We start from the raw sequence: 19,702 nt of genomic DNA, 5'->3' as shown, positions 1-19,702 counted from the left end.
ATCTCACTTCCGGGCGCGTTCCAGCAGGAGGTCGCGTTCGCGTTCGTTGCGGGTGAGCTCGGCCGCACGAGCGAACTCCGCTCGGGCCTCCTCCGCGCGGTCCAGGCGTTCCAGCAGGTCGCCACGGACGGTGGGCAGGAGGTGATAGCCGTCGAGGGCACCGGAGGCACTCAGGGCGTCGACGATCCCGAGCGCCTCCACCGGCCCCAGCGCCATGGACACGGCCACCGCGCGGTTGAGCTCGACGACGGGTGAGCCGGTGCGCCGGACCAGCTCCTCGTACAGGACGGCGATCCCGTTCCAGTCGGTGTCCTCGGGCCGGACGGCGACCGCGTGCAGAGCGGCGATCCCGGCCTGGAGCGAGTAGACGCCCCGGGGCTCGGCGGGATCCGTCGGCATCGAACGGCTCAGGGCCCGCACGCCCCGGCCGATGAGCAGCCGGTCCCAGCGGGAGCGGTCCTGCTCCGCGAGCGGGACCGGCTCCCCTCCGGGGCCGCCCCGGGCCCGGAACCGGGAGGCCTGGAGCTCCATGAGGGCCACCAGCCCGTGCACCTCGGGCTCCTGGGGCAACAGCTCCACGAGGACCCGGCCCAGGCGCATGGCCTCCTCGCACAGCTCGGGGCGTAGCCAGCGCTCCCCCGAGGTCGCCGTGTAGCCCTCGTTGAACACCAGGTAGAGGACTTCGAGCACATCCGAGAGCCGGGCGTCGCGGTCGGGTCCGCTCGGCACCTCGAACCGGACCTTCTTCTGGGCCAGCGTGCGCTTGGCGCGCACCACGCGCTGGGCCACGGTGGCCTCGGGAACCAGGAAGGCGCGAGCGATCTCGTCGGTGGTGAGGCCGCCGAGCAGCCTCAGGGTGAGGGCGATCCGCGCCGGGGTGGACAGCACCGGATGGCAGCAGACGAACATCAGGCGGAGCAGGTCGTCGCCGTAGTCCTCCTCCAGGACGGCGTCGAAGTCGGACCGCCCGTCGTGGTCGGTGAACTCCCGGCCCAGCTCCACCATGTGCGACCGGAAACGCTCGTCGCGCCGCCAACGGTCGAGCACACGCCGTCGCGCGACGGTGGTCAGCCAGGCCCCGGGCTTGCGGGGCACACCCTCCTCCGGCCACTTCTCCAGGGCGGAGACCAGGGCGTCCTGGGCGAACTCCTCAGCGAGCCCGACCTCCCCGACCATGCCGGTGAGCGTGGCGACGAGGCGGGCCGACTCGATGCGCCAGACCGCCTCCACCTCGCGTTCGACGCCGGTGTGGCCCATGGTTCCATCACAGCACCACGGGCCACACAGGTGCAACGGGATTCGGGCCCCCGGGGCGACCCTCAGCCCTGGCGGCTCTCCTCCTCGGCACGGCGCTCACGCTCGTGCTCCTTGACCTCCTCGGGCATGTCCTCCAGGTCCTCCAGCTCAGCGATACGGCGCAGCTGGAGCTTGAGTTCGCCCGGCTCGCCCTTGGCGGGGTGCGGGCACCTCCTGGCCCACTCCAGGGCCTCGGCGTGCGAGGACACCTGGAGCACCCAGTACCCCGCGATGAACTCCTTGGCCTCGGTGAAGGGCCCGTCCAGCACGGTGGCCTCACCGTCGCGGAAGATGACCTCGGCCCCGGCGGAGGTGGGCGCGAGCCCCTCACCGGTCAGCAGGACCCCGGCCCGGACCATCTCCTCGTTGTACTTCCCCATCTCCTCGTAGACCTCGGGGCCGACCTCGTAGTCGGCGGCCTCGGACTCGGGGGTGCTCATGATCGACATCAGGTAGCGCATGGTGCTCTCCGCTCTTCGGGTGCGGAACGGGGTCCGTTCCCCGCTCTCACCAGTACGTCGAACGGGGCGGGCCGGGATCGACACACTCCTCAGGATTCTTCCTACTTTTTCTCCTGCCCGGGTTCCCGCTCATGTTCACCCAGGTCAGCGACTTTTCCCCAGGCTTCGGCCCCTGATGCGTCGGCCACCGCCGCGGCCTCGTGCTCGTCCGCCTGGGCGGTGACCCGGCGCAGCGCGGACGCGGACACGAGCAGGGCGACGAAGACCACCGCGCCCGCCGCGACCGGCACGTAGGACAGCTCGACCCGGCCGAGCGCCCCGCCCAGCAGGGCGCCGATCGGGGAGAAGCCCGCACCGGACACCTGGACGCAGGACATCACCCGCCCCATCTGGGCACCGGGAACGATGAGCTGGATGGCGCTGAGCATCACGATGTTGGAGGAGGTCATCGCGAACCCGATCACCGTCCACGCCACGGCGGCCACGTAGGCGTTGGGGGCGAGGCCGAAGGCGACGCAGGACACGGACGCCAGAGTGAAGAGCGCCATCTCCGTGCGGAACCGGCCGAGACGGCCCACGATCCGGCTCACGGTGGACGCACCCAGGAGCGCGCCCACCGCGGAGGCGCCCAGGAAGACCCCGTAGAGGGCGGCGGGCACCCCGAAGTGGTCCCGGACCAGGAGCACCATCACCGCGGACTGGCCGACGAAGGCCATGTTCATAACCACGTTGAACGCCAGGATCGGGCCCAGGGAGCTGCCACGGAAGACGAAGGCCAGCCCCTCACCGATGTCGTCGAGGACCGAGCGCACCGCTCCCTTCCCGTCCCTCTCCTCAGTACCGCCCTCGGGTCGGCGGGGGCGGCGCACCGCCAACGGCAGGCCGAGCAGCACCAGCGCACCCAGGACGTAGGCCCCGGCGTTGACGGCCAGCGGCAGGAACGCCGCCACCACGAACAGGAACCCGGCGAGCGGCCCGCCCGCGAACTGCTGGGTGACGGTCTGACCGCCGACCAGACGGCTGTTGGCCCGGTCCAGCGCGCCGGCCGGGGCGATGTCCGGCAGCATCGCCCGCCCGGCGAGGTCGTAGAACACCTCGCAGACCATCACCGTGAACATGACCGCGTACAGCGCCCAGATCGAGGCGTGACCGGTGACGATCAGCAGGGACAGGGCCACGAGCGCGCCGCCCCGGCCGAGGTTGGTCAGGACCATCAGGCGCACCCGGTCGACCCGGTCCACCACCACGCCCGCGAACAGGCCGACCAGCAGCCAGGGCAGGAAGCGGACCGCCGTCAGCCCGGCCACCAGCAGGGGGTCGTTGGTCAGCATGGCCGCCACCAGCGGCAACGCGACGAGCATCATCCCGTCGCCGAGGTTGCTGGACAGACTCCCCGCCCAGAAGCGGTGGAAGTCCCGCCCCATCGGCGGTTTCGCCTTCTTCTCGGGGAACGCCCGGTCGGGGGGTGCGCTGTTCACGTGGGGGATGTCCCTTTCACGAGGTGGGGGCTGCCTGCCGGGTCCAGGCTCCCCGGCAGCGGTCAACTCCGGGTCACGGGTCCCGTGCCGTTCACGCCCCACGGACGGGCACGGACGCCGCTCCGCCCTGTTCACGGGGTCTCCGAGGGAACGAGCGCTTCACCGCGTGACCGGATCAGGACAGGCCGCGAACGTGACCACAAGCGGTCAGGAACGGCCCCGGGGGCCGTCCTGAACTGGGGCGTTCGGTAGAGTTCCTGGACAGTTCGAACGGTGGGGGCGGGGGCACGGGTGGGCGTTTTCCTGAGTGCCGCGTTCGGGTTTCCCACCGTCCTGTTCACGCCGATGCTCGTCGTCGTGCTGGGCTACTGGATCCTCGTGATGGTCGGCGCCGCCGACACCGAGCTGCTCGACGGCGTGGACGCCGACGGCGACGCCGTCGGGCTGAGCGCGTTCCTCAGCAGGGCGGGCCTCGGCGGGGTTCCGGTGACGGTGGCCCTGAGCCTGCTGATCTGTGTCGCCTGGTTCGTGAGCATGATGGGAAGCATCTTGACCACCCTCATCGAGACCACCTCCACCCCCCTGCTCTACGCCCTCGGCGCCGTGGTGCTGCTGATCGCGCTGGTCGCCGCCTGGGCGGTCACCAGCGGCGTGGTCATGGGCCTCCAGCGCTTCCTGCCCAAGGGCAGGGGCGACTCCAAGCACGAGCTGGTCGGCCGCACCTGCGTGATCCGGATCGGTGAGGCCCGCGAGGACTTCGGCCAGGCCGAGATCACCACCGCGGGCGGGGCCGCCATCTCCATCCCCGTACGCACCATCAGCGGTGAGGTCCTCTCCCTGGGCAGTACCGCGCTGATCTTCGACCACAGCCCGGACGACGACGTCTTCCTGGTGACCGCCTTCGACGCCGCCCTCGATCCCGGGCAGTCCTGACCGCCCGACCGGGCACCTCCCGCCAGCCGCCGTGCTCCCGGTCCGCCCGTGAGCAGGGACGACCTTGGCCGACCGTGGAACCGTTCGCGCCACCGTCGCGTCCCACACCATGACGAACGCTTCTCACCCCCGGTCGCCGCACCGCCAGCCCCGCGTCGCTCCCCCGGTGCCGGACCGACCACGTTCACCTCGCAGAAAGAGACCCCCACGTGTTGCTGAGTGCATCCTCCACCGGCGGCCAGGAGGCGGCTGACGCGGCCTTCCTGACCTTCGGAGTGGCCCTGGCCATCGGCCTCGTCGTCCTCATCGCCCTCCTGGTGATGGTCACGCGCCTCTTCCGGAAGGTCGAGCAGGGCAAGGCCCTGATCATCTCGAAGGTCCGCGACGTCCACGTCACCTTCACCGGCTCCATCGTCCTCCCGGTCCTGCACAAGGCCGAGATCATGGACATCTCCCTCAAGAGCCTGACCCTGGAGCGCGGCGGCCGTGACGGCCTGACCTGCAAGGACAACATCCGCGCGGACATCAAGGTGTTCTTCTACGTCCGCGTGAACGAGACCGCCGAGGACGTCAAGAAGGTCGCGAAGGCGATCGGCACCGCGCGCGCCAGCGACCAGGACACCCTCCAGGAACTCTTCAACTCCAAGTTCTCCGAGGCGCTCAAGACCGTCGGCAAGCAGTTCGACTTCGAGGAGCTGTTCACGCACCGCGAGCAGTTCCGCCACGCGATCGTGTCGCTGATCGGCACCGACCTCAACGGCTACATCCTGGAGGACGTGGCCATCGACGAGCTGGAGCAGACCCCGCTGCACCAGCACGACGCCAACAACATCCTCGACGCGCAGGGCATCTCGAAGATCACGGAGCGCACCGCCAAGGAGCACAAGCGCACCAACGAGTTCGAGAACGACCGCAAGAAGGAGATCGACCGCCAGAACACGGAGACCGCCGAGACCCTCGCCGAGCTGGAGAAGCGTCGCGAGGAGGCGGCCGCCAAGGCCAAGCGCGAGATCGAGATCATCCGCGCGCAGGAGGAGGCCGAGACCGCCCGGGTCCAGGCCGAGGAGCGGCTCAAGTCCGAGACCGCCAACCTGCGCACCTCCGAGTCGCTGGGCGTCCAGCACCAGAACCAGCAGCGTGAGATCGCGGTCGCGGAGAAGAACCGCGAGCGCGTCATCGCCATCGAGACCGAGCGGATCGAGAAGGACCGCCTCCTGGAGGTCATCGGCCGCGAGCGCGAGACCGAGCTGAGCCGCATCGCCAAGGAGAAGGAGGTCGAGGCCGAGAAGCGCGAGGTCGCCGACGTCGTCCGCGAGCGCGTGGCCGTCGACCGCACCGTCGCGGAGCAGGAGGAGGCGATCAAGAAGCTCCGGGCCGTCGAGGAGGCCGAGCGCCAGCGCCAGGCCATCATCATCCACGCCGAGGCCGAGGCCCAGGAGAACCTGGTCAAGGACATCAAGGCCGCCGAGGCCGCCGAAGCCGCCGCGAAGCACCGCGCCCAGGAGGAGCTCACGCTCGCGGAGGCCCGCCAGCAGGCCGCCGAGCTGGACACCCGCGCGAAGATCCGCCTGGCCGAGGGCATCCAGGCCGAGGCCGCCGCCGCCGGTCTGGCCGACGTCCAGGTGCGCGAGCAGGACGCCGCCGCCGTCGAGAAGCTCGGCCGCGCCGAGGCCGTCGTCGCCCGCGAGAAGGCCGATGTCGAGGCCGACGCGGTGGAGAAGAAGCTGCGCGCCGAGGCCGCCGGTCTGACCGACAAGGCCGCCGCCATGGCCGCCCTGGACCAGGTCAGCCGCGAGCACGAGGAGTACCGCCTGCGTCTGGACGCCGAGAAGGAGGTCCGCCTGGCCGGGATCGACGTGCACCGTCAGGTCGCCGAGGCCCAGGCCGCGGCGATGGCCGCCGGTCTGGAGAGCGCCGACATCAACATCGTCGGCGGCGACGGCGCCTTCTTCGACCGCATGGTCAACTCCATCGGCATGGGCAAGGCCGTCGACGGATTCGTCGGCAGCTCCGACACCCTCCAGGCGCTGGGCAGCGGCTGGCTGAGCGGCGAGGGCAACTTCGCGGAGGACGTCAAGCGGGTCCTGGCCGAGGCCGACACCGAGGACGTCAAGAACCTCACCGTCTCCGCGCTGCTGCTCAAGCTCATCGCGGCGGGCGGCCCCCAGGCGGGCAGGCTGGACAACCTGCTGAGCACGGCCCGCTCCCTGGGCCTCGAGCAGCTTCCCGTGAACGCCCTCGCCCCCGTGAAGCAGTGAGGTAGTCCTCCGTGACCGAGGCCCACTCCCAGGAGACCGAAGGCCCCGGACCCGACACCGAGGACGCGCGGACGCTGGACGCGGGCACCTACGAGGTGCTCCGCGCCCGGCTCCGCGAACAGACCGGTGAGCTGGCCCGGCGGACCGAGGAACTCAACAACCGCCGCCTTGGGGTGTTCGGCGGCACCGAGCTCTCCCTGCGCGGTACCGAGCGCATCCGCACCGAGCACAACTGCGTGCCGCGCGACATCGTCAGCGTGGGGCGTTCCGTCGGGGACGACGCCGACGGGGACATGATCCTCTTCGGTTACAACGTCTACATCGGCATGCAGAGCCAGACGCACGTCTCCGACGTGTTCTCCCTGCACCGGTACGAGCACGACGGTGACTCCTTCGAGTTCACCGACACGGACGAGGAGGCCGTTCCGGGCCTCCTTGCGGACGAGCGGTTCCGGCAGGAGTTCGCCCAGCTCTACCGCTACTACCGCGACGCCCGCCTGCTCCAGCTGCGCCGGGTCGAGGAACGGCTGCTCGCCGTCTTCCAGACCGGCCCGCGCACCGAGGACGTGCGGGTGCTGCGGTGGTCGGTCTCGCCCACGGGTGAGCTCTCCTACCTCGACGACCGGGGCGAACGCGACCACGTGTTCCCGCCCTCGCACGACTTCTCGTGGACGGAGGCCACCCGCGAGGACCACGTGCAGGGGCGGCACCCGCACATCTCGATCCGCGACGAGCTGTTCGTGGAGACGGTCGGCGGCGACCTCACCATCAAGGTGGAGAACAACACCGAGGTCGGGGAGGGCGTCTACAGCGAGCCCGTCGACGAACCGTTGCAGAGCCTGGCCGACGCGTCGGTGTTCCACGCGCAGGTCGGCGCGCTCGTCCTGCTGAAGGTCCAGCCGTACAACGAGACGGTCTGGCGCCACCTGGTCTTCAACACGCGCACCAAGGAGGTCGAGCGCCTCGACGGCATCGGCCAGTCGTGTCAGCGCCTGCCCGACGACCAGGGGCTCATCTTCCCCGGCGGCTACTACCTGGCCACCGGGGTCGCGCGGACCTTCGACACCGACGTCACGGACCTGGAGTTCGAGCGGGTGGTGCGCTCGCCCAACGGCGAGGACGTGCTGTACGTCTTCCACTCGCGGGCGGACGGCCGCAGCCTGCTGCTGTCGTACAACACCATCCGCAAGGAGGTCGCCAACCCGATCGTCTGCCACGGCTACTCGCTGTTCGACGACGGGACGATGACGGTCTTCCGGGACAACTCCGGTGAGCCCACCCGGGTGCACCCCATGCAGGTGTGGCAGACCCCGTACGTGTCCGACGTGTACGCGGCCGCGCAGCCTGTCGGCACCGGGCCGCTGGAGCGGATCGGCAACGCCGAACTGGTCCAGGGCGTGTCCGAGTGCCTGTCGGTGGCGCGGATCTCCGAGGACATGCGGCCCTCGTCCGAGGTGTTCGAGGCGCTCATCGCGTCCTGCCGCCGGGTCCTGGACCGGTTCCACTGGCTGGGCGACGAGGCGCTGGGCGACCTCGCCACCCCGCTCACCGAGGTGCGGTCCACGGCCGAGCGGGTCCTGGACGAGTTCGAGACCGTCCAGGAACTCACCCGGCAGGCCGCGCGGAGCCTCACCGAGACCGAGGAGAGGGTCACCGCGCTCATCCGCCGGTCGCGGGGCGAGACCCCGCGTTCGGCCGAGGGGTGGGTGACCCGGCTGACCGACCTGCGCCGCGCCCAGGGGCAGGCGGCCACGCTGCGCGAGATGCGCTACGTGGACACCGGCCGGATCGACGCGGTGGAGGAGGGCCTGGGCGAGGAGATCGCCTCGGCCGGGCGCCGCACCGTCGCCTTCCTCGAACAGGACGACGCCTTCGACGGCTACCACTCCGAGGTGGAACGGCTGGTCGGGGAGGCCGAGGCGCTGGAGGCGGTCAGCGCCGCCACCGCCGTGGGCGAGCGGATCGCGGAGCAGACCGAGGGCCTCCAGGTGGTCACCGAGGTGATCGGCTCCCTCGACATCGGTGACGCCCAGGTGCGCACGCGCATCCTGGAGCGGATCAGCGAGGTGATGGCGGGGGTCAACCGGGCCCGCGCCACGCTGGAGTCGCGGCGCAGGGAACTGCTCGCCCTGGAGGGCCGGGCCGAGTTCGCCGCCGAGTTCGCCCTGCTGGGACAGGCCATCACCGGGGCGATCGCCGCGGCGGACACCCCGGACCGCTGCGACGAGCAGCTGGGCCGGATCATGCTCCAGCTGGAGAACCTGGAGTCCCGCTTCGCGGAGTTCGACGACTTCCTCCAGGAGCTGTCGGACAAGCGCGAGGACGTCTACGAGGCGTTCTCCACCCGCAAGCAGTCGTTGGTCGACGAGCGCTCCCGCCGGGCCGACCGGTTGGCGTCCTCCGCCGCCCGGGTCCTGGAGGGCGTGCACCGGCGGGTCGCGGCACTGGCCACGCTGGAGGACATCAACACCTACTTCGCGTCGGACGCGATGGTGACGCGGCTGCGCCGCACCGCCGAGGAGATGCGCGCGCTCGGGGACACCGTGCGCGCCGAGGAACTGGAGGGCCAGATCCTGGCCGCCCGCCAGGAGGCGGGGCGGGCGCTCCAGGACCGCACCGACCTGTTCGAGGGCGGCGCCGGCGGGGAGACCATCCGGCTGGGCAGGCACCGCTTCGCGGTCAACACCCAGCCCGTCGACCTCACCCTCACCCCGCACGACGGGCAGATGTCGGTGGCGGTCACCGGCACCGACTTCCGGTCGCCGGTCAGGGACGAGGCGTTCCAGGAGACCCGGCACCTCTGGGACCGGTTGCTGGTCTCCGAGAGCCCCGAGGTGTACCGGGCGGAGTACCTGGCCACGTCGATCCTGAGCGCGGCCGAGGAGGGGTCCGGCGGGTTCTCGCTGGAGGCCCTCAACGAGGCCGTCCTGCACCCCGAGAACGGGGAGTCCCTGGAGTCCCTGGTGCGCGGGGCGGCGGAGTCCCGCTACGACGAGGGCTACGAGCGGGGCGTGCACGACCACGACGCCACCCGTGTCCTCTCCGCGCTGCTGCGGCTGCGCGCCGGGGCCGGGCTCCTGCGCTACCCGGGGCGGGTCAGGGCGGTGGCCCAGCTGTTCTGGGCGTACGGCGCGGACCAGGAGCGGCGGGGGGCCTGGCGGACGCGGGCGACCTCGCTCGCGCGGGCCCGGAGCGTGTTCGGTGCGCGCCGGTCGGCGGCGATCGACGCGCTGCGCACCGAGCTGGCCGAGGGTGTGGACGCCTTCCTCACCGACACCGGCCTCCACCAGGACGCCGACCTGGAGCTGGTGGGCGACTACCTCTTCGAGGAACTGGCCCTGGACGGCCCCGCCGAGCGCGGGTTCGTCTCGGGTGCGGGCGCCCGTCAGCTGCTGGACCGGTTCCACCGGGCCCTGGGCAGCACCCGGGAGACCACCCGCAAGGCCTTCGAGGAGGACCTGCGGGGGCTCGGCGAGGACCTGGCCGCCCGTCACCAGCTGGTGACGGCGTGGTTGGAGGCGTACGCGACCACGCTGGAGGAGCCGCCCGCCCCGGGCGACCTCCCCGAGGCCGCCGCGATCGCGCTGTCCGAGGTGGACCGGTACGAGTCGTCGGCCGCGGTCGGCGAACGCGTCACCGGGCTGCTGGGGTCGCACCCGAGGATCAGCGAGCGGTCGCTGGAGGTGCGGTTGGACGAGATCCTGCCGCGCACCCGGCGGTTCCGCACCGTGGAGGTGCCCGCGTACCGGGACTTCCAGCGTCGCCGGAACGCGCTGGTGGCGACCGAACGCGAGCGCCTGCGGCTGGAGGAGTACAAGCCGAAGGTGATGAGCGGGTTCGTGCGCAACCGTCTGCTGGACGAGTCGTACCTGCCGCTGATCGGTGACAACCTCGCCAAGCAGCTGGGCGCGGCCGGGGACGACAAACGCACGGACCAGAGCGGTCTGCTGCTGCTCATCTCCCCTCCCGGGTACGGCAAGACCACGCTGATGGAGTACGTGGCGAGCCGTCTGGGCCTGGTGTTCGTCAAGGTCAACGGCCCCGCTCTGGGCCACGCGGTCACCTCGTTGGACCCGGCCGAGGCCCCGGACGCCACCTCCCGCCAGGAGATCGAGAAGATCTCCCTCGCGCTGGAGATGGGCAGCAACACGATGCTGTACCTGGACGACATCCAGCACACCAACCCGGAGCTCCTCCAGAAGTTCATCTCGCTCTGTGACGGCCAGCGCCGGATGGAGGGCGTGTGGGAGGGGCGGACGCGCACCTACGACCTGCGCGGCAAGCGGTTCGCCGTCTGTATGGCCGGCAACCCGTACACCGAGCAGGGCAAGCGGTTCCGCATCCCGGACATGCTGGCCAACCGGGCCGACGTGTACAACCTGGGTGACGTGCTCTCGGGCAAGGAGGAGCTGTTCGCGCTCAGCTACATCGAGAACGCGCTCACCTCCAACCAGACCCTGGCGCCGCTCTCCACCCGGGACCGCGAGGACGTGTACACGTTCGTGCGGATGGCTCAGGGTGACGACTCGGTCGGCACGGACCGGCTGAAGCACCCGTACTCGGCTGCGGAGGTGGACCGAATCGTCTCCGTCCTCCGGAAGATGCTCCGGGTGCAGGAGGTGGTGCTGGCCAACAACCAGGCCTACATCGCCTCGGCGGCGCAGTCGGAGGACGCCCGGACCGAGCCCCCGTTCCAGCTCCAGGGTTCGTACCGGAACATGAACCGGCTGTCGGAGAAGATCGTGCCGGTCATGAACGAGGCCGAGGTGGAGGCCGTCATCGACGACCACTACCTGGGCGAGGCGCAGACCCTCACGTCCGGCGCGGAGGCCAACCTGCTCAAGCTGGCCGAACTGCGCGGGGTGATGACCCCCGAACAGGAGGAGCGCTGGCACGAGGTCAAGGAGGGCTTCCGTCGCGGCCGTGCGCTGGGCGGATCCGACGACGACCCGATGACCAGGGCCATCGGCGCGATGGGCCTGCTGGCCGACCGCGTGGGCGAGATCGGCACGGCCCTCGGACGAGGCGCCGACAGGTAGCCGAGAGAGGGACCCGAAGGGGGCCGCCGACCCGCGAGGTCGGCGGCCCCCTTCGGACTCAGACGATGGGGAAGCTCTCGTCGCCGATCACCATCTCGACCCGCAGGTTCCCCCCCAGGGCCTCCACGTACCTCCTCAGGGTGTCGACCTGCGTGTGGCCGATCTCCCCGCGTTCGATGCTGGAGACCCTGTTCTGACTGACGTTCAGCTGCTGGGAGAGCTGCACCTGCGTCAGCTCGGCCGCCTCCCTGAGCTCGCGCAGCCGGTAGGACCGAACCTCGTCCAGCAACCGCTGCTTGTGCCGCTCCACCGCTTCCCGGTCGACAGGACGCTTGGCCAGCATGTCTCGAAGGTTCGTCATCGGTGTCCTCTCCCTAGTCCGGAGACGTGTTCGTCGAAACGCTGGTCCGCGAGTGGAATGCTGACCCGGTACCACTTCTGCCAGTTTCCCGACTTGTCCCCGCCCACCAGCATGATCGCCCTGCGCACGGGATCGAAGGCGAACAGGACCCGCAGTTCGGATCTCCCCCTGGATCCTGGGCGCAGCTCCTTCATGTTCGCGTGCCGTGACCCCCTGACCGTGTCCACCAGGGGTCGGCCGATACCGGGCCCGTGTGTGGCCAGTACTTCGAGCGCCGCGATCACTTGTTCGTACGAGCCCTGGTCCAAGGCTTCCAACCAGGGTTGGACGAGTTCCAGTTCAATGTCCCACACCAGCTTAGGTATACAACGCACAGGTTGTAAAGGAAGGTCGTTCGGGTGTCTTCCTCAGTCCTGATCAGCCGGTGCGGAGCAGGAGGCGGCGTTCGAGTTCGGGGGCGAGGGTGCGCATGTAGGTGGTGGTGATGTGGCTCGCGTCCCAGTAGACGAGGACGTTGCCGACCACCGGGCTGCACAGGTCCGGCTCGCACAACAGGTCGGTGAGGTCCAGGGCCGTGACGTTGGCGGGAAGCTCCGCCCCGTCCAGGGGTGACTCCTCCGCCAGGGAGTGTCCGGGAGGCACCGCGCACCCCTCGGGATCGGACTCGGAGAGGCAGTCGGGGGCGTCGAAGGGCAGGCGCGGGGTGTCGCGGACCGCGACGACCTCGATGCCCAGGGCCTCCAGCTCCCGCCACCGGTCCACGTAGCCGTCCACCAGAACCTCCTCCCCGAAGCCCGCGCCGGTGTCCAGGCTCGTCGTGGTGCCGGTGGTGAACACCGCGTCGGGGCGCAGGGACCGGAGCTCGTCCATGACGTCGGCGTTCCACTCGGCGCACTCGGTGTAGGGCTCCCCCTTGTGGAGCTGGGGCGCGTCGGTGAACAGGCAGGCGCCCTTGGTGATGTTGACCAGCCGCCAGTCGCGGCGGTGCGCGATGTCCTCCAGGGCGGGGAACCAGTGGGCGGCGTGGGAGCCGCCGACCAGCGCGACCGTGCGGTCGGGGTCCGAGGAACCGTAGGAGCAGGTGATCGCCTCGGTTCCGGAGGTGGACTGGTTGCAGCCGTCGTCGTAGGTGACCGGAAGGTCCAGGGTGGCGGAGGCCGCGGGCGGGTGGACCGGGTCGGGGTACGCGCCGGGGTCGTCGTGGGGCAGCGCCAACGCGCCGGGGTAGCGGGCCGGGTCCGCAAGCAGTTCCTCCAGTCGGCGCTGGTCGGCGTCCATCCGGGCCGTCCACGCGCCCGTCGCCAGCAGGACGGGGACCAGGCAGGCGGCGGCGACCACCGGGGGCCGCCGCCGGGTCCCCGCGCGGCCGAACGCGACGATCCGGTCGGCCAGCGGGGTCGTCACCGCCGCCAGGGCGATCGACACGACGAGGACGAGGGCTCCGCCGAGCGGGCTGGCGAGATCCCGCCCGGTGAGCTCCAGGTGGAGGACCAGGATCGGCCAGTGCCACAGGTACAGGGCGTAGGAGAGCGAGCCCAGGTACAGCACCGGGCGGAGGGTGAGCCAGCGGTCCGCACCCCAGGGGTAGCCGGTGGTCCCGGCCACGATGACCGCCGTGGCGGCGAGGGTCGGCCACAGGGCCGCGAAGCCGGGGAAGGCCGTGGACACCTGGAGGAGCACACCGCACAGGACCAGCGCGGCCAGGCCGAGCCAGCCGAGGAGGATCCGCAGAGTGCGGGGCGGGTTCAGGTACGGCAGGAGGAGGGCGAGCAGCCCGCCGAGCGCGAACTCCCACAGGCGCGCGCCGGTGTCGAAGTAGGCCCACGGCTGGTCGGCCCGGGTCATCAGCACCGAGTAGGCGAGGGAGAGCGCGAAAACCGTGCCCAGGACGGTGGGGAGCACCCGGCGCACGGGTCGGCCGAGGCGGGTGGCCCACCACGCGGCCAGGCCGACCACCACCGGCCACACCAGGTAGAACTGTCCCTGGACCGACAGCGACCAGAAGTGCTGGAAGACGCTCGTGGCGTCGTCGCGCGCCAGGTAGTCGACGGAGCCGAGCGCCAGGTGCCAGTTCATGTGGTGGAACGCGGCGGCCACGGCCTCCGCCACGGTGTCGCGCCAGCGCGCCTCGGGCAGCAGCAGCCGGGCGCCCAGCAGGGACACCGCGATCACCAGGGCCGCCGTGGGCACCAGCCGCACGGCGAGCCTCCCGAGGAAGGCGCCGTAGCGGAACCCGCCGCGCTCGACCGCGCGCACCAGGGAACCGGTGATGAGGAAGCCGCTGAGCAGCAGGAAGACGTCCACGCCGCCGGAGACCCGGCCGAACCAGACGTGGTAGACGGCCACGAGCAGGACGGCGACGGCGCGCAGGCCGTCGATCTCCTGCCGGTGTCCGGGCTGCGGGGGGAGGCGGGGCGTGTTCACGGGAACCCCAGGTTCGCGATCCGGGGTGACCGCGCGGGGTACGCGGGTTGGCCCCCACGGGAACCCGCGGGGAAGGGCCGCCCCCCGATACCCCGGGTGTGGTCGACGAACCCGCCATGCAACCACTCGAAGATGAAATCAGAAGAGACTATCTATAATTCAGCGAAGACATGGGCGCCCCTTCCGGACCCATTGGCCGATCTCGGCCATGGGCAACAGAAGCCGAGAAGAACAAAATGATCTTCGAAAGACTCCCCACACCTGCATAAACTCAGCGAACGCGAAGACCATGGCATCCTCTTTCGCGTATTGACTCATTAATGCACCCATGTCTAGAGTGAAAACAGATGGAGCGCTCCATCAGATCAACGAATGGCAGACGGGGATTCGGAGCCGGCGACACCCAGCGGGCCCGAATCCGAAGAACGTGTCCTCTTCGCCATCCGGCAAGAACACGGACCGCCCTCTTATTGCCGTTCATTTCGCATCGACAAAGAATAGGTGGAATCAGCCATGAGCGCATACAAGAAGCCGACTCTCACCCGCATCGGCAGCTTCAAGAAGATGACGAAGTCCCTTGGTCGCCTGCGTTGTCACGACGTGTTCAACGCCCGCGCCCTCTGGACCACGCGCCCCGGCTGCTGATAGCGGCAACAGCCAGGACGCGGAGCGGAGTCCTCGCCTCCGCTCCGCGTCCGCCCCGGGTCACCGCTTCGAGCCCGTTGAAAGGAGGATCGCATGGCGATCATCGTCCTGCCAGACAGCCCCTCAGACCCAGGAATGGTGGCGTACCTGCTGGACGTCGTCGGACCGGTACTGTGCCAGCACCGTTCGGGGCGACCGTGGATCTTGGGTGGCCCTCAACGGGGTGAACTCGTCGTGACGCGAAACCGGGATCTGGACGTCGCCGTAACGGGACACTCCCACATCGACGAGGCATGGTTGTCCTCCGCGATCCGCAATTGCAGGACCGTGGACGATCTGGAGAGGACAGCGGCGAGGGTCGTCGAGTTCGACGTGATCCTTCTGGCGCATTCGGCAGGACACCTGCGGGCCCAGGCCCCGGCCTTCCTCACTCGATCCCTGTTCTGGACCAAGGTCGACGGCCAATACGTGATCAGTGACGAACAGTACCCGCTGGCCCTGCTCAACGGCCTCGAACCCGACCCGGGTGTCCTCGCGTGCCGACTCAGCAACGCCGACGTGTCCCACCCCTTCTCCCGGCACCCCGTGTGGCGTGGTGTGCACGGCCTCGGCGCGGGCGAGTACCTGAGAGCCACAGGACCGTCGGCTCCGTCCCGGAGAACCTGGTGGACCCCTCCCGAACCCGACCAGGACGTCGAGTCACTCGCCCCAGCCCTGACCGACGGCATCCGCGAGGCCTTGGCCACGAGAACACGGGGACGGTCCACGGTGAGCACGGACCTGTCCGGCGGTCTCGACTCCACCACGCTGAGCTTCTACACGGCGGAGACCGACTCGAAGCACCACACGTTCTTCCTCCGCACGAGCAACCCGGCCAACAACGACTGGAAATGGGCACGACGCGCGGCCGCGGAGATGGGTTCCTCGCATGTCGCGGATTCGTATCAGGCCACGATGGAATCCCTTTCCGAGAACCCGGAGATCGATCTCCAGCGTTTTCCCGAGGGGCCGAACAGTCTTTCCACGACCGTCGCGGTCACGCCGGTTGTCGAGCAGGCCCTGGCCGGAACGGGGAGCTCCCTCCATCTCAACGGCCACGCCGGTGACGCACTGTTCGGCGAGGTGTCCACCATGGTCTGGTCATTCATGAGATCACGGGCCAAGGGCCGCTTCTCGTGGCTCCGGAAGTACCGAACGATGAACCGGATGCCGGTGGTGGCCACGGTCGGAATGGTGACGAGGAACAGCTCCTACGAGAAGGAGCTGCTGAGGTTGGCGCGGGGCGATTTCCGCAGACCCAAGCACGACATCGTCGATCACTCAAGCTGGATCGACGCGCCACAGCCACCCGCGTCGCTGAGTGAGTACGCGAGATCAGGGGTGGCTCACCTGGCGCAACAGGAGATCGAGCAGGACTCGAAGAGCCTTTCCGAGGACAAGACCACCCATCAGATCCTCTCCTACCTGATGGCGCACGGATCAACCACACGAAGAATGAATCTCACGTCGGAACGAATCCAGTTCGACAGTCCCTACCTCGATCGCCGCATCGTCGAGCCAGCGCTGGCTCTCAACATCGCGGATCGGACTCGGAGGCACCCGATCAAGCCCCTTCTCGCCGCCGCGCGCCCTCCCAGCATGAGCCTTGAGTACTTCACACGAACCGACAAGGGGGACTACACCGCCGAGGTGTTCGACCAGCACAGCAGGAGGGTCGATGCGGCCCGCGAACTCTTCATGGGTGGCACCGAGCTCGAGGACATGGGCCTGATCTCCGGCTCCGCGGTGGTCCACTCCCTGGAGAGGTACTCCGTCAACGGATCGTCCTACGGCGAGGCGGCCGAACTGGAGTTCGCGGAGAGGTGGCTGCGCTCCGTTCGGGATGCGCGAGGATCCCGGGCGCAGTGGAGGCGATTCCCTTGAAGCTCAGAGAAGGAGTCGAACTGGCCCACAACGAGGACGGGGCGATTCTCCTCGACACGCGCCGCGGCGTCTACTGGCACCTGAACGACCCGGGTGTCAGGTTCATGAGTTCGCTGTCGGAAACGGGTTCCTTCGAGGCGGCGGTACACGAGGTCTCCCAGGAGTACGACGTCAGCCCGGTCACGGTGAGGCGCGACTTCACCAAGCTGCTCAAGGAACTGAAGAAGGCTCGGGTCCTGGAAGGGAGAATTCCATGAGCAGTCCCGTATCCCCGGAGAGAGGCAGCGGAACGCGCGGGCTGACGTCCGTGATCGCGCGGATCTCCGTCTGCGTGGGATTCCTGCTTTCCCATCTGCCTCCCGCGATCCTTCGCAAAGCCCTGTCAAAAGTGGTGGGGAGCGGACAGAGGCCGGATGACCGCGACGTCGTCCACTGTCGGCGCGCCGTCGTGTCGGTGAGCAGGCTGTGTGCCGGTGAAGGCTGTCTTCCACGTTCGATCGCGACCGCGGTCATGGCGCGCTGGTACGGATTCGGGGTGACCTGGTGCACGGGGATCCAGGACCGTCCCTTCGCCGCCCACGCCTGGGTCGAGGTCGACGGCAGACCCGTCGACGAGGTCTCCGACCTCTCAGCGTTTCACAAGGTCATGGTGGCCGCACCCCGGTACGCCGTGGATGACACGGGCCAGAGATCATGACGGTCTCGGACACGGACGCCACCGCCGGATCCACGAGGGCCGCGAAGGATACGAGTGCGTCCACGGACCAACGGAAGGTCGCCGGCTTCCGCGACGCCCTCCCGTTGCTGAGGCCCTATCGGGGACGTCTCCTACTGGCGCTCGCTGTCGGTCTGCTGTCCACGACAGCCGTCGCGGTACAACCTCTCCTCATATCCAACATCGTGGACACGTTCGGAGGGGAGATCCCCCTGCCGGAGGTCGCGGCGGTGGTGGGCCTTCTCATCGCGGGCGCCGTCCTCACCGGCATCCGGGAGGTGCTGATCGAGCGCACCGGTGAACGGTTCGCCTATGACACACGGAAGAACCTCGTGCGTCACGTGTACTCCCTGCCCATGGGAGGGCTCGAGCGTCGGAGCAAGGGCGATCTCGTCTCCAGGGTGACCACCGACGTCTCCGAGACCCGTACGATCCTCACCTCGGGTCTGGTCGACCTCGCCGTGAGCGGAGCGACCGTGGCGGTGTCGATCGCCATGATGGCGTTCATCGACCCGGTTCTGCTGGGGCTGGCCGTCGCCTCCGTCCTTCTGGTCCTGTTTCTGGTCTTCGCCATCGGCAGACGGATGCGACCGGTCGGACTACGTATGCAGACCGCCGTCGGTGCCCTCGCGGAGACCGTGTCCGGGGCCATCGGCTCCATGAAGACGATACGCGCGACGGGCGCCGTGGACAGCGAGACGGAGCAGGCCACCGCGAAGGCGTCAGAGGTGCACGCGGCCGGACGATCGGTCGCCGGCCTGCGGGCCGTGGTGCAGACGGTGTCCGGGGTGTCCATTCAACTGCTCCTCATCGTGGTCGTTGGCCTGGGAGCGGTACGAGTGGCGTCCGGGGCCATCTCCACCGGTGACCTGAGTGCGTTCATCATGTACCTGATGCTGATGGTCGCGCCGATCGCCATGGTGGGGAACGTGGTGTCCATGCTGGGTGAGGCGTTCGGCGCGCTCTCGCGGATTCTTGAGGTCACGGAGGAGCCCGCCGAGAGGGACGTTCACTCGCCGGGCTTGGTCTCTCCGACCCGGGCTTCGGACGGAAGCGTCATTCGCTTCGAGGGTGTGTGCTTTTCCTATCCCACCTCACCGTCTCCGTCCGGACGAAGGGACCAGGTGCTCTCGTCGGTGTCACTCGCGATCGAGCCGGGCACGACCACGGCCATCGTCGGCCCGTCGGGGGCCGGAAAGACGACGCTTTTCTCGCTTATCGAGAGATTCTACGAACCAACCGCAGGCAGAATCCTCTTCGAGGGAAGAGACGTCGCCGGAATGTCAAGAAAGGAGCTCAGGTCACGCATCGCCTACGTCGACCAGGACGCGACGCTCCTTTCCGGAACGGTCCGCCACAACCTCACCCTGGGTACCACCGGTCTCACCGACGAGGAGTGCGTCGCCGTCCTCCAGGAGGTCGCACTCGCCGCGGATCCCACCCAGGCACGGCTCTACCTCGATCAGGACGTGGGGGAGTTCGGTTCACGCCTGAGCGGAGGCGAGAGACAACGCGTCTCCCTCGCGCGCGCGCTGCTCGACGACGCGCAGATCCTGTTGCTCGACGAGGTCACCTCCAACCTCGACAGCCGCAGCGAGGGACTGGTCCGCGAACTGCTGGGAGCTCCCCACCCCAGACGCAGCTCACTCGTCATCGCGCACCGCTTCTCAACGGTCCTCTCCGCCGACAAGATCATCGTGATCGACGGTGGCGCAGTGGTGGACCAGGGGGCTCACGAATCGCTCATGGCAACCTCCGACCTCTATCGGGACCTGGCTGAACGGCAGTTCCTGCACGAGACCTCCGGCCGCACCTAAAGGGAGCATGGCAACTCAGATAAGACACTGACTTCGGACCGGTCGAACAATGACCGAAACCAGATGCGGATCCGCTGTACACCCGGTGTGGAAAGCAACGGAACGTGGTGAGCGGAACAGGAGACAGAGCACCGCGAAGTGAGTAGGATGCCTGAACCGTGGGCAACAACCCCACACCCCACAGAGCAGTCCGATTATTCGGTCGCGGATTTATGAATCTCGACAGTACTGCCATGTCAGAAGCGTTGTCCCACAAAGAGAAGCAGGGAACCAGGGTGCTGAGTGTCCGCCTCCATTCTTTACCATCGGCACCGGAAATCGACTTTGAGCTGCTGAAACCACACGGAGACGC

At 69.0% G+C, this 19,702-nt stretch carries 14 protein-coding genes; 8 read left to right on the top strand and 6 right to left on the bottom strand.

Annotation, left to right across the window (positions count from 1 at the left end; genetic code table 11):
• Window positions 1–3: 3 nt before the first annotated feature.
• The 3 genes from AC0VYL_RS01615 to AC0VYL_RS01605 all read right to left on the bottom strand — a co-directional run bounded on the left by AC0VYL_RS01615 (window position 4) and on the right by AC0VYL_RS01605 (window position 3,181).
• Window positions 4–1,257, bottom strand: a complete 1,254-nt coding sequence (locus AC0VYL_RS01615; RefSeq protein WP_475482106.1) for an RNA polymerase sigma factor — start codon at window positions 1,255–1,257, stop codon at window positions 4–6.
• Window positions 1,258–1,319: 62 nt separating this feature from the next.
• Window positions 1,320–1,757 carry a YciI family protein gene (locus tag AC0VYL_RS01610; RefSeq protein WP_475458332.1) on the bottom strand — a complete coding sequence of 146 codons (438 nt, stop codon included), beginning with the start codon at window positions 1,755–1,757 and terminating at the stop codon, window positions 1,320–1,322.
• A gap of 101 nt (window positions 1,758–1,858) precedes the next feature.
• The gene (locus AC0VYL_RS01605) at window positions 1,859–3,181 is read right to left on the bottom strand and encodes an MFS transporter (protein WP_475483448.1); all 1,323 of its coding nucleotides are present in this window, start codon (window positions 3,179–3,181) and stop codon (window positions 1,859–1,861) included.
• A 345-nt stretch (window positions 3,182–3,526) separates the two neighbouring features.
• Here AC0VYL_RS01605 and AC0VYL_RS01600 point away from each other — a divergent pair, with 345 nt between their 5' ends.
• The 3 genes from AC0VYL_RS01600 (at window position 3,527) to AC0VYL_RS01590 (ending at window position 11,465) form a co-directional block, all read left to right on the top strand.
• Window positions 3,527–4,168: a DUF1449 domain-containing protein gene (locus AC0VYL_RS01600; RefSeq protein ID WP_475458330.1), complete on the top strand. Its 642-nt coding sequence runs from the start codon at window positions 3,527–3,529 to the stop codon at window positions 4,166–4,168.
• Between the two features lie 209 nt (window positions 4,169–4,377).
• The gene (locus AC0VYL_RS01595; RefSeq protein WP_475482105.1) at window positions 4,378–6,426 is read left to right on the top strand and encodes a flotillin family protein; all 2,049 of its coding nucleotides are present in this window, start codon (window positions 4,378–4,380) and stop codon (window positions 6,424–6,426) included.
• Window positions 6,427–6,437: 11 nt separating this feature from the next.
• Window positions 6,438–11,465, top strand: a complete 5,028-nt coding sequence (locus tag AC0VYL_RS01590; RefSeq protein ID WP_475482104.1) for a DNA repair ATPase — start codon at window positions 6,438–6,440, stop codon at window positions 11,463–11,465.
• A gap of 58 nt (window positions 11,466–11,523) precedes the next feature.
• Here the strand turns inward: AC0VYL_RS01590 and AC0VYL_RS01585 are convergent, their stop codons facing one another.
• From AC0VYL_RS01585 to AC0VYL_RS01575, 3 genes are all read right to left on the bottom strand, one after another.
• Window positions 11,524–11,826 (bottom strand): helix-turn-helix domain-containing protein, encoded by a 303-nt coding sequence (locus AC0VYL_RS01585; RefSeq protein ID WP_475458324.1) that lies wholly within the window; start codon window positions 11,824–11,826, stop codon window positions 11,524–11,526.
• The gene (locus AC0VYL_RS01580) at window positions 11,823–12,179 is read right to left on the bottom strand and encodes a type II toxin-antitoxin system RelE/ParE family toxin (RefSeq protein ID WP_475482103.1); all 357 of its coding nucleotides are present in this window, start codon (window positions 12,177–12,179) and stop codon (window positions 11,823–11,825) included. Before AC0VYL_RS01580 ends, AC0VYL_RS01585 begins: the two co-directional genes overlap by 4 nt.
• A 64-nt stretch (window positions 12,180–12,243) precedes the next feature.
• Window positions 12,244–14,250, bottom strand: a complete 2,007-nt coding sequence (locus AC0VYL_RS01575; protein ID WP_475482102.1) for an acyltransferase family protein — start codon at window positions 14,248–14,250, stop codon at window positions 12,244–12,246.
• A gap of 513 nt (window positions 14,251–14,763) precedes the next feature.
• Between AC0VYL_RS01575 and AC0VYL_RS01570 the strand changes: the two genes are divergently transcribed.
• From AC0VYL_RS01570 to AC0VYL_RS01550, 5 genes are all read left to right on the top strand, one after another.
• Complete coding sequence (locus tag AC0VYL_RS01570) at window positions 14,764–14,895, top strand: keywimysin-related RiPP (protein WP_475482101.1); 132 nt, start codon at window positions 14,764–14,766, stop codon at window positions 14,893–14,895.
• Window positions 14,896–14,988: 93 nt separating this feature from the next.
• Window positions 14,989–16,818, top strand: coding sequence for an asparagine synthase-related protein (locus tag AC0VYL_RS01565; RefSeq protein ID WP_475482100.1), 1,830 nt, complete (start codon window positions 14,989–14,991; stop codon window positions 16,816–16,818).
• Window positions 16,815–17,075 carry a lasso peptide biosynthesis PqqD family chaperone gene (locus AC0VYL_RS01560; protein WP_475482099.1) on the top strand — a complete coding sequence of 87 codons (261 nt, stop codon included), beginning with the start codon at window positions 16,815–16,817 and terminating at the stop codon, window positions 17,073–17,075. Before AC0VYL_RS01565 ends, AC0VYL_RS01560 begins: the two co-directional genes overlap by 4 nt.
• A complete protein-coding gene (locus AC0VYL_RS01555) occupies window positions 17,072–17,515 on the top strand; it encodes a lasso peptide biosynthesis B2 protein (protein WP_475482098.1) in 444 nt (147 codons plus the stop codon). Before AC0VYL_RS01560 ends, AC0VYL_RS01555 begins: the two co-directional genes overlap by 4 nt.
• The gene (locus AC0VYL_RS01550; RefSeq protein WP_475482097.1) at window positions 17,512–19,350 is read left to right on the top strand and encodes an ABC transporter ATP-binding protein; all 1,839 of its coding nucleotides are present in this window, start codon (window positions 17,512–17,514) and stop codon (window positions 19,348–19,350) included. Before AC0VYL_RS01555 ends, AC0VYL_RS01550 begins: the two co-directional genes overlap by 4 nt.
• Window positions 19,351–19,702 lie beyond the last annotated feature (352 nt).

The organism is Nocardiopsis sp. iso_238, from assembly GCF_056173325.1.
The sequence above is the reverse complement of the archived record's forward strand: the minus strand, read 5'-3'. Positions and strand labels throughout refer to the sequence as shown.